Annotated in this window: 10 protein-coding genes; 6 read left to right on the top strand and 4 right to left on the bottom strand. The window is 69.4% G+C overall.

From position 1 onward, the window contains the following. Positions 1-238: 238 nt before the first annotated feature. The 3 genes from ACSHSS_RS11000 to ACSHSS_RS10990 all read left to right on the top strand — a co-directional run bounded on the left by ACSHSS_RS11000 (position 239) and on the right by ACSHSS_RS10990 (position 9539). Positions 239-6280: an alpha-2-macroglobulin family protein gene (locus ACSHSS_RS11000; RefSeq protein ID WP_445544964.1), complete on the top strand. Its 6042-nt coding sequence runs from the start codon at positions 239-241 to the stop codon at positions 6278-6280. Then, positions 6277-8529, top strand: a complete 2253-nt coding sequence (gene pbpC / locus ACSHSS_RS10995; RefSeq protein WP_445544963.1) for a penicillin-binding protein 1C — start codon at positions 6277-6279, stop codon at positions 8527-8529. The genes ACSHSS_RS11000 and pbpC overlap by 4 nt, the downstream gene beginning before the upstream one ends. A gap of 320 nt (positions 8530-8849) precedes the next feature. Further along, the gene (locus ACSHSS_RS10990; RefSeq protein WP_445544962.1) at positions 8850-9539 is read left to right on the top strand and encodes a hypothetical protein; all 690 of its coding nucleotides are present in this window, start codon (positions 8850-8852) and stop codon (positions 9537-9539) included. A 13-nt stretch (positions 9540-9552) separates the two neighbouring features. Here the strand turns inward: ACSHSS_RS10990 and ACSHSS_RS10985 are convergent, their stop codons facing one another. Then, entirely contained in the window at positions 9553-10800 is a 1248-nt protein-coding gene (locus ACSHSS_RS10985) for a multidrug effflux MFS transporter (protein ID WP_012216891.1), read from the bottom strand. A 339-nt stretch (positions 10801-11139) separates the two neighbouring features. Here ACSHSS_RS10985 and ACSHSS_RS10980 point away from each other — a divergent pair, with 339 nt between their 5' ends. The 3 genes from ACSHSS_RS10980 to ACSHSS_RS10970 all read left to right on the top strand — a co-directional run bounded on the left by ACSHSS_RS10980 (position 11140) and on the right by ACSHSS_RS10970 (position 13523). Further along, on the top strand, positions 11140-11664 hold the full coding sequence (locus ACSHSS_RS10980) for a hypothetical protein (protein WP_006396892.1): 525 nt from the start codon (positions 11140-11142) through the stop codon (positions 11662-11664). Positions 11665-11914: 250 nt separating this feature from the next. Then, on the top strand, positions 11915-12775 hold the full coding sequence (locus ACSHSS_RS10975; protein WP_060094799.1) for an urea carboxylase-associated family protein: 861 nt from the start codon (positions 11915-11917) through the stop codon (positions 12773-12775). Between the two features lie 73 nt (positions 12776-12848). Continuing rightward, the gene (locus ACSHSS_RS10970) at positions 12849-13523 is read left to right on the top strand and encodes a GntR family transcriptional regulator (RefSeq protein WP_035956097.1); all 675 of its coding nucleotides are present in this window, start codon (positions 12849-12851) and stop codon (positions 13521-13523) included. A 66-nt stretch (positions 13524-13589) separates the two neighbouring features. Here ACSHSS_RS10970 and ACSHSS_RS10965 read toward each other — a convergent pair whose 3' ends face one another. The 3 genes from ACSHSS_RS10965 to ACSHSS_RS10955 all read right to left on the bottom strand — a co-directional run bounded on the left by ACSHSS_RS10965 (position 13590) and on the right by ACSHSS_RS10955 (position 16918). After that, positions 13590-13988 (bottom strand): ectoine synthase, encoded by a 399-nt coding sequence (locus ACSHSS_RS10965; protein ID WP_006415710.1) that lies wholly within the window; start codon positions 13986-13988, stop codon positions 13590-13592. 61 nt (positions 13989-14049) lie between these two features. Next, positions 14050-15396 (bottom strand): amidase family protein, encoded by a 1347-nt coding sequence (locus tag ACSHSS_RS10960; protein ID WP_445544961.1) that lies wholly within the window; start codon positions 15394-15396, stop codon positions 14050-14052. A gap of 19 nt (positions 15397-15415) precedes the next feature. Continuing rightward, positions 15416-16918 (bottom strand): amino acid ABC transporter permease/ATP-binding protein, encoded by a 1503-nt coding sequence (locus ACSHSS_RS10955; RefSeq protein ID WP_445544960.1) that lies wholly within the window; start codon positions 16916-16918, stop codon positions 15416-15418. Positions 16919-16971 lie beyond the last annotated feature (53 nt).

Here is a 16971-nt window from a genome sequence, read left to right as displayed (position 1 = left end):
GCTTGATATTTCTCAAAAATCGGCGCGGACCTGAAATGTACGCGCACATTCCGGAACGGACAATGCTTTTATAGTCCATTCAATGTGTCGTCATTCGTAACGATCGCCATTTCGCTGCATTTTTGTGTCGTCGGCGCGACACGCGCGCGACACGAAGCATGTCGCGTTCCGCCTCACAGACGCTCGGTTAGAATCGCGTGCAATCAAACAGAAAGCTTCCCTCCGAGGGCATCGAGCGATGAAGCAACGCAAACACGATAACAAACCTGAGCGAATCCATCATCCCGATCGCGCTCGTCGTCTCTGGCAGGCCGCAGCACTCGCGGCGCTCGCCGGCGCCGCGGCGCTGTCGCTGCAGGCAGGCGCGGCGCGCACCGTCAGCGTCTCGCCGCAAGGCACCGTCACCGAAGTCCGGCAGGCCGTCGTCAAGTTCGACGAAGCGATGGTCGCGTTCGGCTCGGCGTCCGCGCCGAATCCGGCGCGCGTGACCTGCACCGACGCGGCCGCCGCGCGCGGCCAGGGCCATTGGCTCGACGACAAGACGTGGGTCTACGATTTCGAAAACGACCTGCCGCCCGGCGTTCGGTGCGCGGTCGCACTGAACGACACGCTGCGTTCGGTCGCAGGCAACGCGCTCGGCGGCCCGCATCGCTTCGCGTTTCAAACGGGCGGACCGTTCCCGGTATCGGTGCGGCCCGGCGCGCGCGAGATCGAGGAGCGGCAGGTGTTCGTGCTGAAGCTGAACGGCCCGGCCGACGAGCGCTCGGCGCTCGCGAACATCTGGTGCGAAGCGGCCGGCATCGGCAACCGGATCCCCGTCGCGGCCGCGGACGGCGCGACGCGCACCGCGCTGCTCGACCACTTCGGCTGGAAGCGCGACGCCGCGCGCGTGCTGACGCTGCAATGCGCGCAGGCGCTGCCGGCCAGCGCGAAGATGCAGCTCGTGTACGGCAAGGGCGTCGCGAGCCCGAGCGGCATCGCGAACGAGACGGAGCGGCGCTTCGACTTCACCGTGCGCGCGCCGTTCGCCGCGAGCTTTTCGTGCGAGCGCGAGAACGCGAACGCGCCCTGCACGCCGCTGCGTCCGCTGACGCTGACCTTCAATGCGCCGATCGCGCGCAAGGACGCGGAAGCGATCCGGCTGCGCGGGCCGGACGGCGCCCTGTCGCCGACCTTCGCAGCCGACGATTGCAGCGACGAAGTGACGACCGTCACGTTCGCCGCACCGTTGCCCGCGCAGGCCGCGCTGACGATCGAGCTGCCCTCGCGGCTGCACGACGTGACGGACCGCCCGCTCGCGAACGCGGATCTGTTCCCGCTCGCGACACGCACCGCGCCGATGCCGCCGCTCGCGAAGTTTTCGTCGGGCACGTTCGGCATCGTCGAGCGTTTCGCCGAGCCCGATACGCCGGCACTCGTGCCCGTCACGCTGCGCAACGTCGAAGCCGACCTGCACGTCGCGGGCCTGAACGCCGGCGATGCGCAATTCTCGAACCTGAGGGTCGACGACGACACGGCGATCCGCGAATGGATGCGCAACGTCGAGCGTTTCGACAACTGGGCGATGACGGCCGGCGCGATCGACGAACGGATGCCCGGCCTGCTGACGCGCAAGGGCCAGCATCCTGTCTACGTGCCGCTCGCGGCCGGCGAGCGGATGCCGGCGCCGAAGGATCGCCGCATCGACGTGCGCTCGCTGTCGCTGCTCGGCGGCGAGCGCGGCGTGCAGACGCTCACGCTGCCGAAGGCCGACCCGAAGACGCTGCGCCCGTTCGAGGTCGTCGGCGTGCCGATCGACAAGCCGGGCTTCTACGTGCTCGAACTCGCGTCGCCGGCGCTCGGCCGCTCGCTGCTTGCGAAGCCGTCGACGATGTACGTGCGCACCGCGGTGCTCGTCACGAACCTCGGCGTGCATCTGAAACAAGGCCGCGACAACAACCTCGTCTGGGTGACGACGCTCGACAAGGGCAAGCCGGTGCCGAACGCGCAGATCCGCGTGTCGGACTGCAACGGCGACGAGATCGCGTCCGGCAAGACCGATGCGCAAGGCCTGCTGAAGATCGACGGGCCGTTCGAGCCGAACCGTGAATGCAAGTCGTCGGAGACCTTCAACGACTACTTCGTGTCGGCGCGCGTCGACGATCCGAAGACGGGCCGCGACATGGCCTTCGTCAGCTCGAACTGGAACCGCGGGATTGAGGCGTGGCGCTTCAACGTGCCGACCGACACCGACCATGCGCCGACCGTGCGCGCGCACACGGCGTTCGACCGCACGCTGCTGCGCGCGGGCGAAACCGTCTCGATGAAGCATTTCGTGCGCACCGAGACGCTGCAGAGCCTCGCGTTCCCGTCGCAGTATCCGGCGCGCGTGACGATCCGCCATCTCGGCAGCGGCCAGACCTACAAGCTGCCGCTCACGTGGGCCGCCGACCATAGCGCGGACACGCAGTTCGCATTGCCGGCCGCCGCGAAGCTCGGCGAATACAGCGTCGAGCTCGAAGACGGCCCGGACGATGCGCCGACCAGCAGTCTCTACAGCGGCAGCTTCCGCGTCGAAGCGTTCCGGCTGCCGGTGCTGAAAGGCACGATCGGCGCGCGCGATGCGCAGACGAGCCCGCTCGTCGCCGCGAAGGAAGCGCCGCTCGCGGTGCAGATCGACTACGTGTCGGGCGGCGGCGCATCGAACCTGCCGGTGCAGGTGTCGGCGCTGATGAAATGGGCCTCGCCGCCGTTCGCCGACCGCTTCGAGGATTTCAGCTTCACGCCGCATCGTCCCGACACCGGCGACGGCATGGCCGACGACGACGAACAGGACGGCGACGGCCGATCGTCCGCGAACAGCGACCCCGACGCGACGAAGCTGATCGCCGACAAGCTGCCGCTGACGCTCGACCGCAACGGCGCCGGCGCGATCACGCTGAAGGGGCTGCCCGACATCGACGCGCCGAAGCGCATTGCGCTCGAAGCGACCTTCGCGGATCCGAACGGCGAAGTGCAGACGATCCGCGGCGACACGATGCTGTGGCCCGCCGCGGTGGTGGCCGGGATCAAGGCCGGCCGCTGGGTGTCGGTCGGCCAGCGCGTGCCGGTGCAGGCGCTCGCGGTCGACCTGCAGGGCAAGCCGCGCGCATCGGTGCCGATCGAGATCAAGGGCGTCGCACGGATCACGACGTCGTCGCGCAAGCGCATGGTCGGCGGCTTCTATGCGTACGACAACAAGAGCGACACGCGCGACCTCGGCGTGCTGTGCTCGGGCAAGACCGACGACAAGGGCCGCATGGCCTGCGACGCGACGCTCGATCAGGCCGGCAACGTGCAGCTGATCGCCGTCGCGAAGGACGGCGACGGCCGCTCGTCGAACGCCTCGACGTCGGTATGGGTCACGCGCGAGGACGAACTCTGGTTCGGCGGCGACAACACCGACCGCATCGACGTGATCCCGGAGAAAACCGCGTACGAGCCCGGCGAGACCGCGCGCTTCCAGGTGCGCATGCCGTTCCGCTACGCGACCGCGCTCGTCGCGGTCGAGCGCGGCGGCGTGATGGAAACGCACGTCGTCGAACTGAACGGCAAGAATCCGACGGTCGACCTGAAGGTCGACGCAAGCTGGGGGCCGAACGTCTACGTGTCGGTGCTCGCGCTGCGCGGCCGGATTCGCGAGGTGCCGTGGTATTCGTTCTTCACGTGGGGCTGGAAGGCGCCGGTCGAATGGGCGCGCGCGTTCTGGCGCGAAGGCCGCCACTACGAGGCGCCGACCGCGTTCGTCGATCTGTCGAAACCCGCGTTCCGCTACGGTCTCGGCGAGATCAAGGTCGGCACCGGCGTGCACCGGCTCGGCGTCACCGTGACGACCGACGCGACGCGCTATACGGTGCGCAGCACCGCACGCGCGCAGGTCAAGGTCACGCTGCCGAACGGGCAGCCGGCGCCGGCCGGCACGCAGATCGCGGTCGCGGCCGTCGACGAGGCGCTGCTCGAACTGATGCCGAACGCGAGCTGGGATCTGCTCGACGCGATGCTGCGGCGTCGCGCATACGGCGTCGAGACCGCGACCGCGCAGATGGAAATCGTCGGCCGCCGGCACTTCGGGCGCAAGGCCGTGCCGGCGGGCGGCGGCGGCGGCAGCGCACCGACGCGCGAGCTGTTCGACACGCTGCTGCTGTGGAACCCGCGCGTGACGCTCGACGCGAACGGCAGCGCGACCGTCAACGTGCCGCTGAACGATGCGCTCACGCGCTTTCGCATCGTCGCGATCGCGGCCGTCGGCGCCGATCGCTTCGGCACCGGCAGCACGTCGATCCGCAGCACGCAGGATCTGCAGCTGATCTCCGGGCTGCCGCCGCTCGTGCGCGAAGGCGATGCGTTCCGCGCGCAGATCACGCTGCGCAATACGACGGACCGCGCGATGCAGGTCGCCGTGACGCCGCGCGTGACGGGGCTCGACCTCGCACCGCAGACCGTCTCGATCGCGGCGAACGCGGCCGCCGAGGTCGGCTGGACCGTGACCGTGCCCGAGCAGGCGCTCGACGCGACGGGCGCGCTGAACTGGCGCATCGAAGCGGCCGAGCAAGGCGGCAAGCGCGCGTCCGATGCGCTGGCCGTCGCGCAAAAGGTCGTGCCCGCGTTGCCGGTGACCGTGCAGCAGGCGACGCTCGCGCAGGTCGACGGCACGCTGACGGTGCCCGTTTCGGCGCCGGCCGGCGCCGTCGCCAATGCGCAGGGTGCGCCGCGCGGCGGCATCGCGGTGTCGCTGCAGTCGAAGCTCGCGGACGGCCTGCCCGGCGTGCGGCGCTGGTTCGAGCGCTATCCGTACCGCTGCCTCGAGCAGCAGACCTCGCGCGCGATCGGCCTGCGCGATGCCGCGCAATGGCAGGCGCTGGTCGCGCGCATGCCCGTCTATCTCGACGGCGACGGGCTCGCCAGCTACTTCCCGCCGGCGTCCGACGACGCGCACTCGGGCAGCCCCACGCTGTCGTCCTATCTGCTCGTCGTATCCGACGAAGCCGGCCGGCTCGATCCGCGCTTCGCGCTGCCGGAAGACCTGCGCACGCAGCTCGAGGCCGGGCTCGCGCGCTTCGTCGACGGACGCATCGAGCGCAACAGCTGGGCGCCGCGCCAGGACCGCGACCTGCGCAAGCTCGCGGCGATCGAGGCGCTGTCGCGCTACGGCGCCGCGCAAGGCCGGATGCTCGGATCGATCGAGATCGCGCCGAACCAATGGCCGACGTCCGCGCTGATCGACTATCACGCGATCCTCACGCGCGTGAAGGACATCCCGCAGCGCGACGAGAAACGCGCGCAGGTCGAGCAGATCCTGCGCGCGCGCCTCACCTATCAGGGCACGCAGCTCGTGTTCTCGACGGCGCGCGACGACGATCTGTGGTGGCTGATGACGAGCAACGAGACCAACGCAGCACGCCTCGCGCTCGAATTCGCGGGCGATCCGGCGTGGAAGGACGAGATGCCGCGCGTGACGGCCGGCCTGCTCGCGCTGCAACGGCAAGGGGCTTGGCAGACGACGACGTCGAACGCGCTCGGCCTGCTCGCGGTCGAGCGCTTCTCGCGCACTTACGAGAGCGCGCCCGTCGCCGGCACGACGAAGGTCGCGCTCGGCGGCAACGAGCGCACGATCGCGTGGTCGCAGCCGCCCGCGGCCGGCGACGCACCGGCATCGGCCACCGCCGCGACGCGCGCGGCCGCCGCACGCAGCGTGCTGATGCCGTGGCCGCGCACGTCGCAGGCGCCCGCCACGCTGTCCGTCACGCAGGACGGCACGGGCCGTCCGTGGGCGACCGTCGAAAGCCTCGCGGCCGTGCCGCTGCGCGCGCCGTTCGCGGCCGGCTACCGGATCACGAAGACGGTCACGCCCGTGCAGCCGGCCGTCAGCGGCGTGCTGACGCGCGGCGACGTCGTGCGCGTGCATCTCGACATCGACGCGCAGAGCGACATGACGTGGGTCGTCGTCAACGATCCGATTCCGTCCGGCGCGACGATCCTCGGCTCGGGCCTCGCCCGCGATTCCGAAGTCGCGACGCAGGACGAGAAGCGGCCCGACGGCGCCTGGCCCGCGTTCGTCGAACGCGACTTCGACGGCTACCGCGCGTACTACGACTATTTGCCGAAGGGCAAATTCTCGGTCGAATATACGGTGCGGCTGAACAACGTCGGCACGTTCGGGCTGCCGCCGACGCGCGTCGAGGCGCTGTACGCGCCGTCGGTGTACGGGCTGTGGCCGAATCCGCCGGTCACCGTGAAGCCGGCCGCCGCGAGCCGGCCGTGAGCGCGACGCCCGCGCCAAAGTCGGCGCGGCCCGCGCGGGCCGCAGGCCGCCTGTTGCTCGCGATCGCGATCGCGCTCGCCGCGCCGGCCGTCGCGCACGCGCTGCCGAGCTACGACGACGTACGCGGCGCGTGGCGCAGCACCGACTGGGTGCTGCTCGCCCGCGACGGCACACCGCTGCAGCGCACGCGCGTCGATCTGACCGAGCGGCGCGGCGACTGGGTGTCGCTCGCCGACGTCTCGCCCGCGTTTCGCGAAGCGATCGTCGTGTCCGAGGACAAGCGCTTCTATGCGCATAGCGGCGTCGACTGGCGTGGGATCGCGGGTGCGGCGTGGGGCAATCTCTGGAACGAGCGCACGCGCGGCGCGTCGACGGTGACGATGCAGCTCGCGGGGCTGCTCGGCGATTCGCCGCGTCGTTCGGGGCAGCGCTCGCTGCCGCAGAAGGCCGTGCAGGCGATGGACGCGCTGCGCCTCGAACGCAGCTGGCGCAAGGACCAGATTCTCGAGGCCTATCTGAACCTCGTGCCGTTTCGCGGCGAGACGGTCGGGCTCGCCGCGCTGTCGCAGGTGCTGTTCGCGAAGGCGCCGTCCGGCCTCGATACGCGCGAGGCCGCGATCGCCGCCGCGCTCGTGCGCGCGCCGAATGCGACGCCGGCGAAGGTCGCCGAACGCGCGTGCCGGATCCTGCGCGACATGCACGCCGCCGACGCTTGCGCGTCGCTCGACGGCTACGTGCAGCTCGTCACGGCGCGCCCTGCCGCCGCCGTCCGCGACGACGGCGCGGCGCTCGCACCGCATTTCGCGCGGCGCATCGCCGCCGAAGTACGGCCGGCCGCCGGCGCGCGCGTGCGCTCGACGCTCGATGCGTCGCTGCAGCGCTTCGCGCGCGATACGCTGACGCGCGCGCTCACCGAGCTGAACGCGCCCGCGCACCGGCGCAACGTGCAGGACGGCGCGGTCGTCGTGCTCGACAACGCGACGGGTGAAATCCGGGCGTGGGTCGGCTCGTCCGGCGCGCTGTCGAGCACACGCGACGTCGACGCCGTGCTCGCGCCGCGTCAGGCCGGTTCGACGCTGAAGCCGTTCCTGTACGCGCAGGCGATCGACGAGAAGCGGCTGACCGCGGCGTCGCTGCTCGACGACGCACCGATCAACCTCGCGGCCGGCGGCGGGCTGTACATCCCGCAAAACTACGACAAGGACTTCAAGGGCTGGGTCAGCGTGCGCAGCGCGCTCGGCGGCTCGCTGAACGTGCCGGCCGTGCGCACGCTCGTGCTCGTCACGCCGCACCGCTTCGCGCGCACGCTGACCGCGCTCGGCCTGCCGCTCGCGCAGGAAGGCGACTACTACGGCTTCAGCCTCGCGCTCGGCAGCGCGGACGTCACGCTGCTGTCGCTGACGAACGCCTACCGCGCGCTCGCGAACGGCGGCGTCGCGCGCAAGGTCGTCGACCTGCCCGTGCCGGCGCCGGCGTCCGGTGCCGCGTCGCCCGCGCGGGCAACGGAGGGCACGCGCGTGTTCAGCGAAGCGGCCAGCTTCATCGTCACCGACATCCTCGCCGACAACAACGCGCGCGTGCGCACGTTCGGCTTCGACAACCCGCTCGCGACGCGCTTTTTCTCGGCGGTGAAAACCGGCACGAGCAAGGACATGCGCGACAACTGGACGGTCGGCTACACGTCGCGCTATACGGTCGGCGTGTGGGTCGGCAATGCGGACGGCTCGCCGATGTGGGACGTGTCGGGCGTGACGGGCGCGTCGCCGGTCTGGTCGGCGATCGTCGGCTATCTGCACCGCGACGTGCCGAGCCGCGCGCCGCGCGCGCCGTCCGGTGTCGAAGCGCGCCGCATCGCGTTCGAGCGCGACGTCGAACCGTCGCGCAACGAATGGTTCGTCGCGGGCACCGCGCTCGACACGATCCGCCTCGCGGCGCCGGTCACGCCCGACAAGAACGGCACGCGTGCGCCGTTGACGATCGGCGCGCCGACCGACGGTACGATCTTCGCGATCGATCCCGACATTCCGCCGCAGCACCAGCGGATCTGGTTCGAGCGCACGGCCGGTCGCGCGACGCGGTTCGCGTGGCGGCTCGACGACAAGGTGATCGGGCACGGCGATCGCATCGCATGGATGCCGTGGCCGGGACGGCACCGGCTCGAACTCGTCGATGCGCGCGGCAACGTCGCCGATGCGATCGGCTTCGAGGTGCGCGGCGCGTTCGCCAAACCGAACGCGCGCAAGCCGTAACGGCGGGCGCGCGTCGGTTCGCTGGCCGTGCGCGGAAGCCGCGGGCCGGCGTGGGCGACAGTCCCGCTTGTTTCAGTTACCCGACGCCGCGTCGCGCGTCGCCGCCGCGTTTCGTCCCTGCCCGCTCGCACGCCGCCCGCGGAAGCCGGGTTTCGGCGCATGCGACAGTACGGCTTGCTTCGGGTGCCCGACGCCGCATCGTGCACCTCCCCGTTCCGTCGCCACAACCGACAAGCACCGCGCAAATCCCGGACATAGAATAGGAGCGGCGCCCCGCGCGCCCGACTCCGGTTGCCCCTTTTCTCCGAGCGTCCGCGACCATGAACCCTCTCGCCCTGCGCTTCATCCGCTTCGCGCTGAGCACCGGCTGCGCCGCCGCGCTGACGGCGCTCGCGGCCTGCAACGGCGACGCGTGCTTCGGCCTCGACGTCTGCTTCAACGACGGCACGCAGCCCGTCACGGTGTCGGGCACGGCCGCGACCGGCCATGCGCTCGCCAGCGCACCGGTGACCGTCAGTTGCGCGCAAGGCTCGGCGACGACGCTGACCGACGGCGGCGGCCACTACCGCGTCACCGTCGACGCGACGGTGCCCTGCGTGATCGCCGTGACGTCGGGCGGCACGACGCTGCATTCGCTCACCTATGCGGGCGGCACCTTCAACACGACGCCCGAAACGGAATTGCTGCTCGTCTACCTCGCCGCGCAACTGGGCACGAATACGGCCGGCGTGATCGGCAATTTCCAGGGCACCGCGCGCTATCGGCAGGCAATGGGCAGGGCGGACGCGGTGCAGGCCGCGCAATCGGTCGTGGTCGCGAATCTGCAGCAGCAATACACCGCCACGCTCTCGACACCGGCGTTCCTGACGACACCGTTCACGGTCGGTCAACCGGGCGTCGACGGCGATCTCGACGCGCTCGCAAAGGCCGGCGCGATCGACTCGAACGGGATGCCGGCTGCGGCGGCCGTTGCGCTGCTGACGCAGGCCGGCGCGGCCCATCCGCTCTGAACGCCGCGGGCGCTTACGCGGTCTCGCCGCTCCCGCATGCGACGCTCGCAGCCTGCTGCTGCGTCAGATAGCGCAGCAGCTTCGTCACCATCCAGACGACGACGAACGACAGCGCGACGAAGAACAGCGCGAGCGGCGTCAGCACCTGCACCGACACGAAGCCGGCGAGCCCCATCATCGCGGACGATACGAGCAGCAGCGCGCAGCCGAGAATCGCGCTCGTGAGCCCCGCGATATGCGGAAACAGCGAATTGCCCTTGGCCATCAGCGTCGGATACATCGCGCCTGCGCAGAAGCCCATCACGAGCACCGGCGTCGCGAGCGTCCAGACGCGCAGGCCGACGGTCAGCGCGAGCACGAGCATCGCGACGGCCGCGCACGCCATCACGCGCGCGCCGATGCGCAGCCGCTGCTCGGCGCTCGGCAGGCCGCGTCCGTGAATCCGGTTCGACAGGCCGCCGAGGAAATACATCAGCCCGATGCCGAGCGCGAGATAGCCGAAGAACGTCGGCGGCTGGTGCAGCGTGTTCTGCACCATGAACGGGCCGACGATGTTGAACACGAGCAGGATGCTGTAGCACAGCCCTTGCGCGAGGAAGCAGCTCTGGAATACCGGGCTCGCCAGCACCTTGCCCGCATTCGCGATCAGCGTGCGCGGCTCGAGATGAACGGGCTTCGGCAAGGTCTCGCGGTAGCGCCAGAGCAGCGCCCACATCACGAGCGAATAGACGAGCAGGAACACGAGGCACGCGCGCCAGCCGAACCAGGTCTGCAGATGCGCGCCGATCACCGGCGCGATGATCGGCGCGAGCCCCCAGGCGATCGACATGTAGGTGAACGCGTGCATCAGCGCCTGCCCCGAGAACGAATCGGTGATGATCGCCTTCGCGAGCAGGTTCGTCGTTGCGATTCCGAAACCCTGCAGACAGCGCGCGAGCACGAAGGTCTCGAGGTTCGGCGCGCCGAGCGACAGCAGGCAGCCGATCGTATAGATCACGAGACCGAACGCGAGCACGCGCTTGCGGCCGTACGCGTCGGCGATCGGGCCGAAGATCAGCTGACCGAGCGCATATGCGGCCATGTAGCCCGACACGCTCGACTGGATCGCCTGCGGCGTCGTCGCGAACGAGCGTGCCATGTCGGGCAGTGCGGGCACGTAGATGTCGATCGCGAGCTGGCCGGCGGAAGCGAACAGGCAGATCAGGAACAGCAGGAAGCGCGGCGAGTTCGACTCGCGCGCGGAAGCGAGTGTGGGATTCATGACGACGGGAACGATTCGAACGGCGGCGACGCATCGCCACGTCGTTCGAAATGCGAACACGTGTGCGCGGCGCGTGGGTGCGTATTGTGCCTGTTGTTGCGCGACACGATGCGATTCTCCCTGGCACGGGTGCGGTTGAACCCGGATTGCCGCGACCGGCCGCGTGTGCGTCGTCCGGCCCGCCGCCGCCCCGCCCGCCGTGCCGCCGCGGCCCGGCGCCTGTCCCGATTTTTAATTCTGACTTAAGCTTCTCGACGCATAGTCACGGTGGCTCGCTGCGCGAGCCGCACGATGAAGTGGAATGTCATTCGATCAGTTTCGCTCGATGGAGAAACAACTATGCGATTCCGTTCGTACATGGCGGCGGGCGCGCTGGCACTGATGCCGGTCCTCGCTCTGGCCGGTCAGGCAGCAACGGCCCCCGCCGCGCAACCGATGTTCGTCAATGTGAACGGGCAGGCGGTGCCCGTGAAGGCCGAGACGCGCGTCGTGCAAACGGCCGCCGGTCCGATGAAGGTCAGCACGTGGAGCTGGCATAGCCCGAACGGCAGTGCGAGCTTCGAGATGCAGACCTCGACCGGCGGCATGCCGCCGGCCGCCGCGCTCCGGCAAATCCAGGCCGCCGAGCTGCAGATGCGCGCCGCCCAGGCGCAGATGGTCGCGATGCAGCAGCAGATGATGGCGCTCCAGCATGTCGCGCTCGCGAATGCGTTCGCGATGCCGATGCCGCAGCCGGTCGCCTTCGCGATGCCGATGTGGGCGATGCCGGAGCCCGTCGTCGTGCTCGTGCCGGCGCAGCCGCCCGCGAAACGCCCGGCCGCACCCGCCGTGCCGGCCGCGCGCGGCCCGCAGGTCAACATCTGACGCACTGCGTACGCCTCGCATGCCAGAACCGCCGGCACGTGCCGGCGGTTTTTTTATGTCCTCCCGCAGCGAGCGCGGGACTTCTCGGTACTTTCCGCCGGTTGACACGCGGCCCCGCCCTCCGCCTATACTCCCCGCAGCGCCAACGGATTGTTGAACAATCCACCATCCGAATTGACGCCTGACCGGCCACTGCAAAGGCTTCCGGCCGACCGTCCGTATCCGCCACCTTCGTCGAGAGCAACGCGTCATGTCCAGCTATCCCGCCGCTTACCAGGTCACCAAAGGCTCCGTCCTGAACGTCGACAAATCGTTCTATGCCGCGATCGCGCAGCGTCGCGACGCGCGCGAGCGCATCGAATCGCACGTCGTGCCGATCCGCAGCGGGTTCGCCTGGACCGTTCCGGCCGGCCACGTGTTCCGGATCGTCACGCTCGAAGGGCCGCAAGTCGCCGATCTGAACATGTGGAACCTGCACAATCCGCGCGAGCGGATGTGGGCATCGCGCACGCGTCAGCTGCAGGCGGCGCACGTGACGACGTTCGATCGCCTGTGGTCGACGCTGCCGTATCTGCGTCCGATGGCGACGATCACCGACGACACGCTCGCCAACTACGGCGTCGACGGCGACGGCGGCCGCGTGCACGACCTGCTCGGCACGCGCTGCGATCCGTACGTCAACAAGCTGCTGACGGGCGAGGACTTCCATTTCCACTGTCACTCGAATCTCGTGCGCGCGGTTGCGCCGTACGGGCTGACCGAATTCGACGTGCACGACGTGCTGAACGTGTTCCAGTGCACGGGCCTGAACGACGACGACAAATACTTCATGAAAGCCTGCCCGGCGAAACCGGGCGACTATCTGGAGTTCTTCGCCGAGATCGATCTGCTGTGCGCGATGTCGACGTGCCCGGGCGGCGATCTGTCGGTGCCGATGTGGGGGCCCGACGCGCGCGATCCGATCGACGTGTGCCGTCCGCTCGGCGTCGAGATCTACCGGCTCGATCCGGGCCTGCTCGCCGGCTGGTCGTCGCCTGCCGTCGCGCCGTATCGCGGCCAGCACGGCATGCAGCCGCCGCAGGCGAGCTGGCAGCACGACGGCAAGGCGTGACGAAGCCCGTAGAATGGCGAAACGCCGCCGGCCGGCCACGCCGGCGGCGATCGGACAGGAGCGAACGGACAGCATGGCAAGCGAAAAAGCGAGAGGACAATCGGTCGCCGACCGGATCAGCCATCAATTGCGCGAGCACATCATCAGCGGCAAGCTGCCGCCCGGCACCGCGCTGATCGAGATGGACCTCGCCGCCGAATACGGCACGTCGCGCAATTCGCTCCGCGAAGTCCTGCATCTGCTCGGCCGCGAAGGACTCGTCACGTTCGTGCGGCACAAGGGCGTGGTCGTGCGCACGCTGAATCGCCAGGACGTACGCGATCTGTACGTCGCGCGCCGCACGCTCGAACTGCATGCGCTGAATACGGCCGAGCTCGCGCAACCGGCGCTGCTCGACAAGATGCAGTCGGCGATCCGCGCGGCCGAGCGCGAACTCGCGAAAGAGAACTGGCAGGCCGTCGGCACGCATAGCCTGCGGTTTCATCAGCATATCGTCGCGCTGCAGAAGTCCGCGCTGCTCGACGAATTCTTCCGGACGATCTCCGCGCAGCTGCGCCTCGTGTTCGCGTCCGATCCCGACGAGAAACGCGTGCAGACGCCCGACTGGATCGAACGCGAATACCGCATCTACGATCTGCTCACGCAGAACCGCCGAAGCGAAGCCGTGACGGTGCTCGCACGCTATCTCGACGATTCCGAGCGCATGCTCGTCGACGCGATCCGCCGCAGCCAGCGCGACGCCGCGTAGCGCACGCAGCGCACGCCGCATGCATGCCGCGCGATGCGGCACGCATGCGACGACGGCGGGCCGGCCTTACACGTCGTCGCCGGCCGGCAGCGCATAGCTGCCGTCTTCGCGATGCGTTTCGCGCCCCGTCAGCGGCGGATTGAACACGCAGACCAGATGCAAGTCGCCGCGCGTCGCGCGCAGAATGTGCGCGTCGTTGCGGTTCAGCGCGTAGATCGTGCCCGGCGTGATGCGGTGCACGTCGCCCGTCGCCGTATCCACTACCTCCCCTTCGCCTGCGACGCAATAGTTGGTTTCGAAGTGATGCTTGTAATGCAGATGCAGCTCCGCGCCCTCGTGCACGCGCGTTTCGTGAACGGAATAGCCGACGCCGTCCTGCTTGACGATCATCCGCTTGCTGTCCCAACCGGGCCCGCTTGCGTGGCGTTCGGTGTGGGCAATGTCGGCCGATCTTACGACGATCATGAGCACCTCGGAATGGTGACGGTGAAAAACGGCAGGGCGTGCCCCGCCGACGGAAAACGGTTCATCTGCATGCGTCCAGCGCGTGTTCGACGCGCACGGCCGCATCGAGCAGGCTTGCATCGCCGCCGCGGCGTCCGGTCATCAGCAGCCCGATCGGCCGGTTCCGCCGGCGCTCCGCCGGCACGCTGATGCTCGGCAGATCGAGCCGGTTCGCGAACTCGGTGAGCCGGAAGGCGCGCGCATTCTGCGCGAGATACACGGCGGTGTCGGCCAGCTCGTCGATACGCGGCGGCAGCATCGGCACCGTCGGCGTGAGCACCGCGTCCGCTTCGCCGAGCGCCGCGTCGTACGAAGCGGCCAGCGCGCGCAGACGCGCGAGCGCCGCCGCATAGTCGTGCGCGCGCACCTGCTCGCCCGCTGCAATACGTGCGGCGACGAGCGGGTCGTAGCGATCCGCGCATGTCGCGAGTCGCGCGCGATGCAGACTGAACGCCTCGGCCGCGATGATGCCGCCCTCGCGCGCAACCGCACCGGCCTCGACGATGCAATCGAGCCGCTTGCGCTCGATGCGCGCACCGCAGGCCGATAGCTGCGACAGCCACGCGTCGAACGCGTGTGCGACGGCCGCATCGGTGTCGTCGGTCGCGAAGCGTTCGGGCACGACGAAATGCAGATCGTCGATGCGCGCACGCACCGGTGTCGCGGCAGCGGCCGCACGGCCGTGCAGCGCGGCGTCCGCGTCGCGGCATCGCGCGGCCGTCGCGGCGATCAGGCCCGGCACGTCGAACGTCGTCGACAGGAATTGCATGCCCGCATCGGGATAGCGGCCGCGCGACGGCTTGAACCCCGCCACGCCGCAGAATGCGGCCGGAATGCGGGCCGATCCGCTCGTGTCCGAGCCGACCGACAGATCGGCGACGCCGAGCGCGATCGACACCGCGGCGCCCGAGCTCGACCCGCCTGCCACGCGCTCGCGATGCGCGTCGAGCGGCGTCGCGGGCGTGCCGTAGGTGCGGTTCACACCGAGCGCGCCGTACGCGAACTCCGTCATCGCGGTCTGCGCGACGAGCACGGCGCCCGCGCGTCGCAGCGCCGCGACGAGCGCCGCGTCGGTGCGTGCCGGCGGATCGCCGGCGAGTACGCGCGAGCCTGCATGCATGACCCAGCCTTCGCAGTCGAAACACGCCTTCACCGTCAGCACCGCACCGGCCAGCGGCGCGGCGCCGCCGTGGCGCGCGCGCCGGTCCCATTCTTGCGCCTCGGCGAGCGCCGCCGCGTCGCGGCGCGCAAGCCATGCGGTGCCGATGTCGTCCGGATGTGCGGCCGCACGGGCAATGCATGCGCGCAGCCGGTCGACGCAGGGGCGCGCGTCGCGCCGTTCGTCCTGCGGAAAATCGAAGCCGTTCATGCGTGAGCCTCGTGCCCGATCATGCGAAGTGAACATGCCGCAGAAACTCCTTCACGCGCGCGTCGCCGCTCGCCCGTATGCGCTCGGGCGGCACGTCGTAGAGGATGCGGCCGTTCTCCATGAAGACGATGCGGTCGGACACCTTGAACGCGAAGTTCATTTCGTGCGTGACGATGATCATCGTCATCCCTTCCTTCGCGAGCGTCTCCACGACCTTCAGCACTTCGCCGACCAGCTCCGGATCGAGCGCCGACGTCGGCTCGTCGAACAACATGATCGACGGCCGCGTCGCGAGCGCACGCGCAATCGCCACGCGCTGCTGCTGGCCGCCCGACAGCTGATGCGGATACTTGTTCGCGTGCTCGAGCATGCCCACCTTCGACAGCAGCGACAGCGCCTGCACGCGGATCGCATCGGTATCGGCCTGCCGGTGATAGCACGGCGCCATCATCACGTTCTGCAGCGCGGTGCGATGCGGAAACAGGTTGAAGCTCTGGAACACCATGCCGATATCGAGAAGGCGATCGTTCGGCACGCGCGGCGGATGCGCGCCTGCCGCGCGAATGAACGGTGCGCCGTACAGTTCGATCTCGCCCGCGTTCAGCGGCGCGAGCCCGTTGATCGTGCGGATCAGCGACGTCTTGCCGGACCCCGACGGCCCGATGATCGACACGACTTGTCCGGGCGCGACGTCGAGATGAATGTCCTTCAACACTTCATGGCGGCCGTAGCGTTGCTGGATGCCCTTGAGTCGCAGTGCGAACTCGGCGGTCGCACGCGGCCGCGGCGCGGCGGCCGCCGCCGATGTCGGCAGCGCCGCACTCGCCGGCGCCGGCTGCGTCGACGTGCGGCGGCTGACGTCGAGATGCCGTTCGAGATAGCCGAGCAAGCGGCTGAATACCGTGACGATCAGCACGTAGTAGAACGCGACAGCCAGCATCGTCTCGAACACGAGGAAGTTCTGCGTGTAGAGCCGCTGGCCGACGAGCAGAATCTCGGCGAGCGAAATCACCGACACGAGCGACGTGAGCTTCACGATCGTGATGAACTCGTTCGCGAGCGCCGGCAGCGCGATGCGGATCGCCTGCGGCATCACGATCATGCGCTGGATGCCGGTGAAGCGGATGCCGAGCGCACGGCCGGCCTCGAGCTGCCCGCGCGGCACGGAGAGGATCCCGCCGCGATGGATCTCCGCGAAGTACGCGGTTTCGCTGAGCACCATCGCGATCAGGCCGGCCGTGAACGGATCGGACAGCACGGTGCTGGTCGCGGGAAACACCTGCGGCAGGTTGTAGATGAACACGAGCAGCACGAGCAGCGGCAGGCTCCGGAAGAACCAGATATACACGGCCGCAGCGCGTTTGAGCGCCGGCTGATGCGACTGCCGCGCCAGCGCGACCGGAAAGCCGAGCAGCACGCCGAGCACCCACACCGACACGCTGAGCTTCACGACGACGACGCACGCGCGCCAGAAATCCTTGTCCCACAACAGCTGCAACGCATAGTGCCAATCGAACTGCATCGGAGACTCCTCAACCAGCGGAAGGAAAGGCGGCCGCTCGCGCATCGCGCGAG

The organism is Burkholderia sp. BC1, from assembly GCF_052683555.1.
This window is presented reverse-complemented; position numbering and strand designations above follow the sequence as displayed.

Excerpts from the sequence above, each read along its gene's own strand:
- ACSHSS_RS11000 (WP_445544964.1), top strand. The coding sequence starts at position 239 with ATGAAGCAACGCAAACACGATAACAAACCTGAGCGAATCCATCATCCC.
- ACSHSS_RS10990 (WP_445544962.1), top strand. The coding sequence starts at position 8,850 with ATGAACCCTCTCGCCCTGCGCTTCATCCGCTTCGCGCTGAGCACCGGC.
- ACSHSS_RS10985 (WP_012216891.1), bottom strand. The coding sequence starts at position 10,800 with ATGAATCCCACACTCGCTTCCGCGCGCGAGTCGAACTCGCCGCGCTTC.
- ACSHSS_RS10980 (WP_006396892.1), top strand. The coding sequence starts at position 11,140 with ATGCGATTCCGTTCGTACATGGCGGCGGGCGCGCTGGCACTGATGCCG.
- ACSHSS_RS10975 (WP_060094799.1), top strand. The coding sequence starts at position 11,915 with ATGTCCAGCTATCCCGCCGCTTACCAGGTCACCAAAGGCTCCGTCCTG.
- ACSHSS_RS10970 (WP_035956097.1), top strand. The coding sequence starts at position 12,849 with ATGGCAAGCGAAAAAGCGAGAGGACAATCGGTCGCCGACCGGATCAGC.
- ACSHSS_RS10965 (WP_006415710.1), bottom strand. The coding sequence starts at position 13,988 with ATGATCGTCGTAAGATCGGCCGACATTGCCCACACCGAACGCCACGCA.
- ACSHSS_RS10960 (WP_445544961.1), bottom strand. The coding sequence starts at position 15,396 with ATGAACGGCTTCGATTTTCCGCAGGACGAACGGCGCGACGCGCGCCCC.
- ACSHSS_RS10955 (WP_445544960.1), bottom strand. The coding sequence starts at position 16,918 with ATGCAGTTCGATTGGCACTATGCGTTGCAGCTGTTGTGGGACAAGGAT.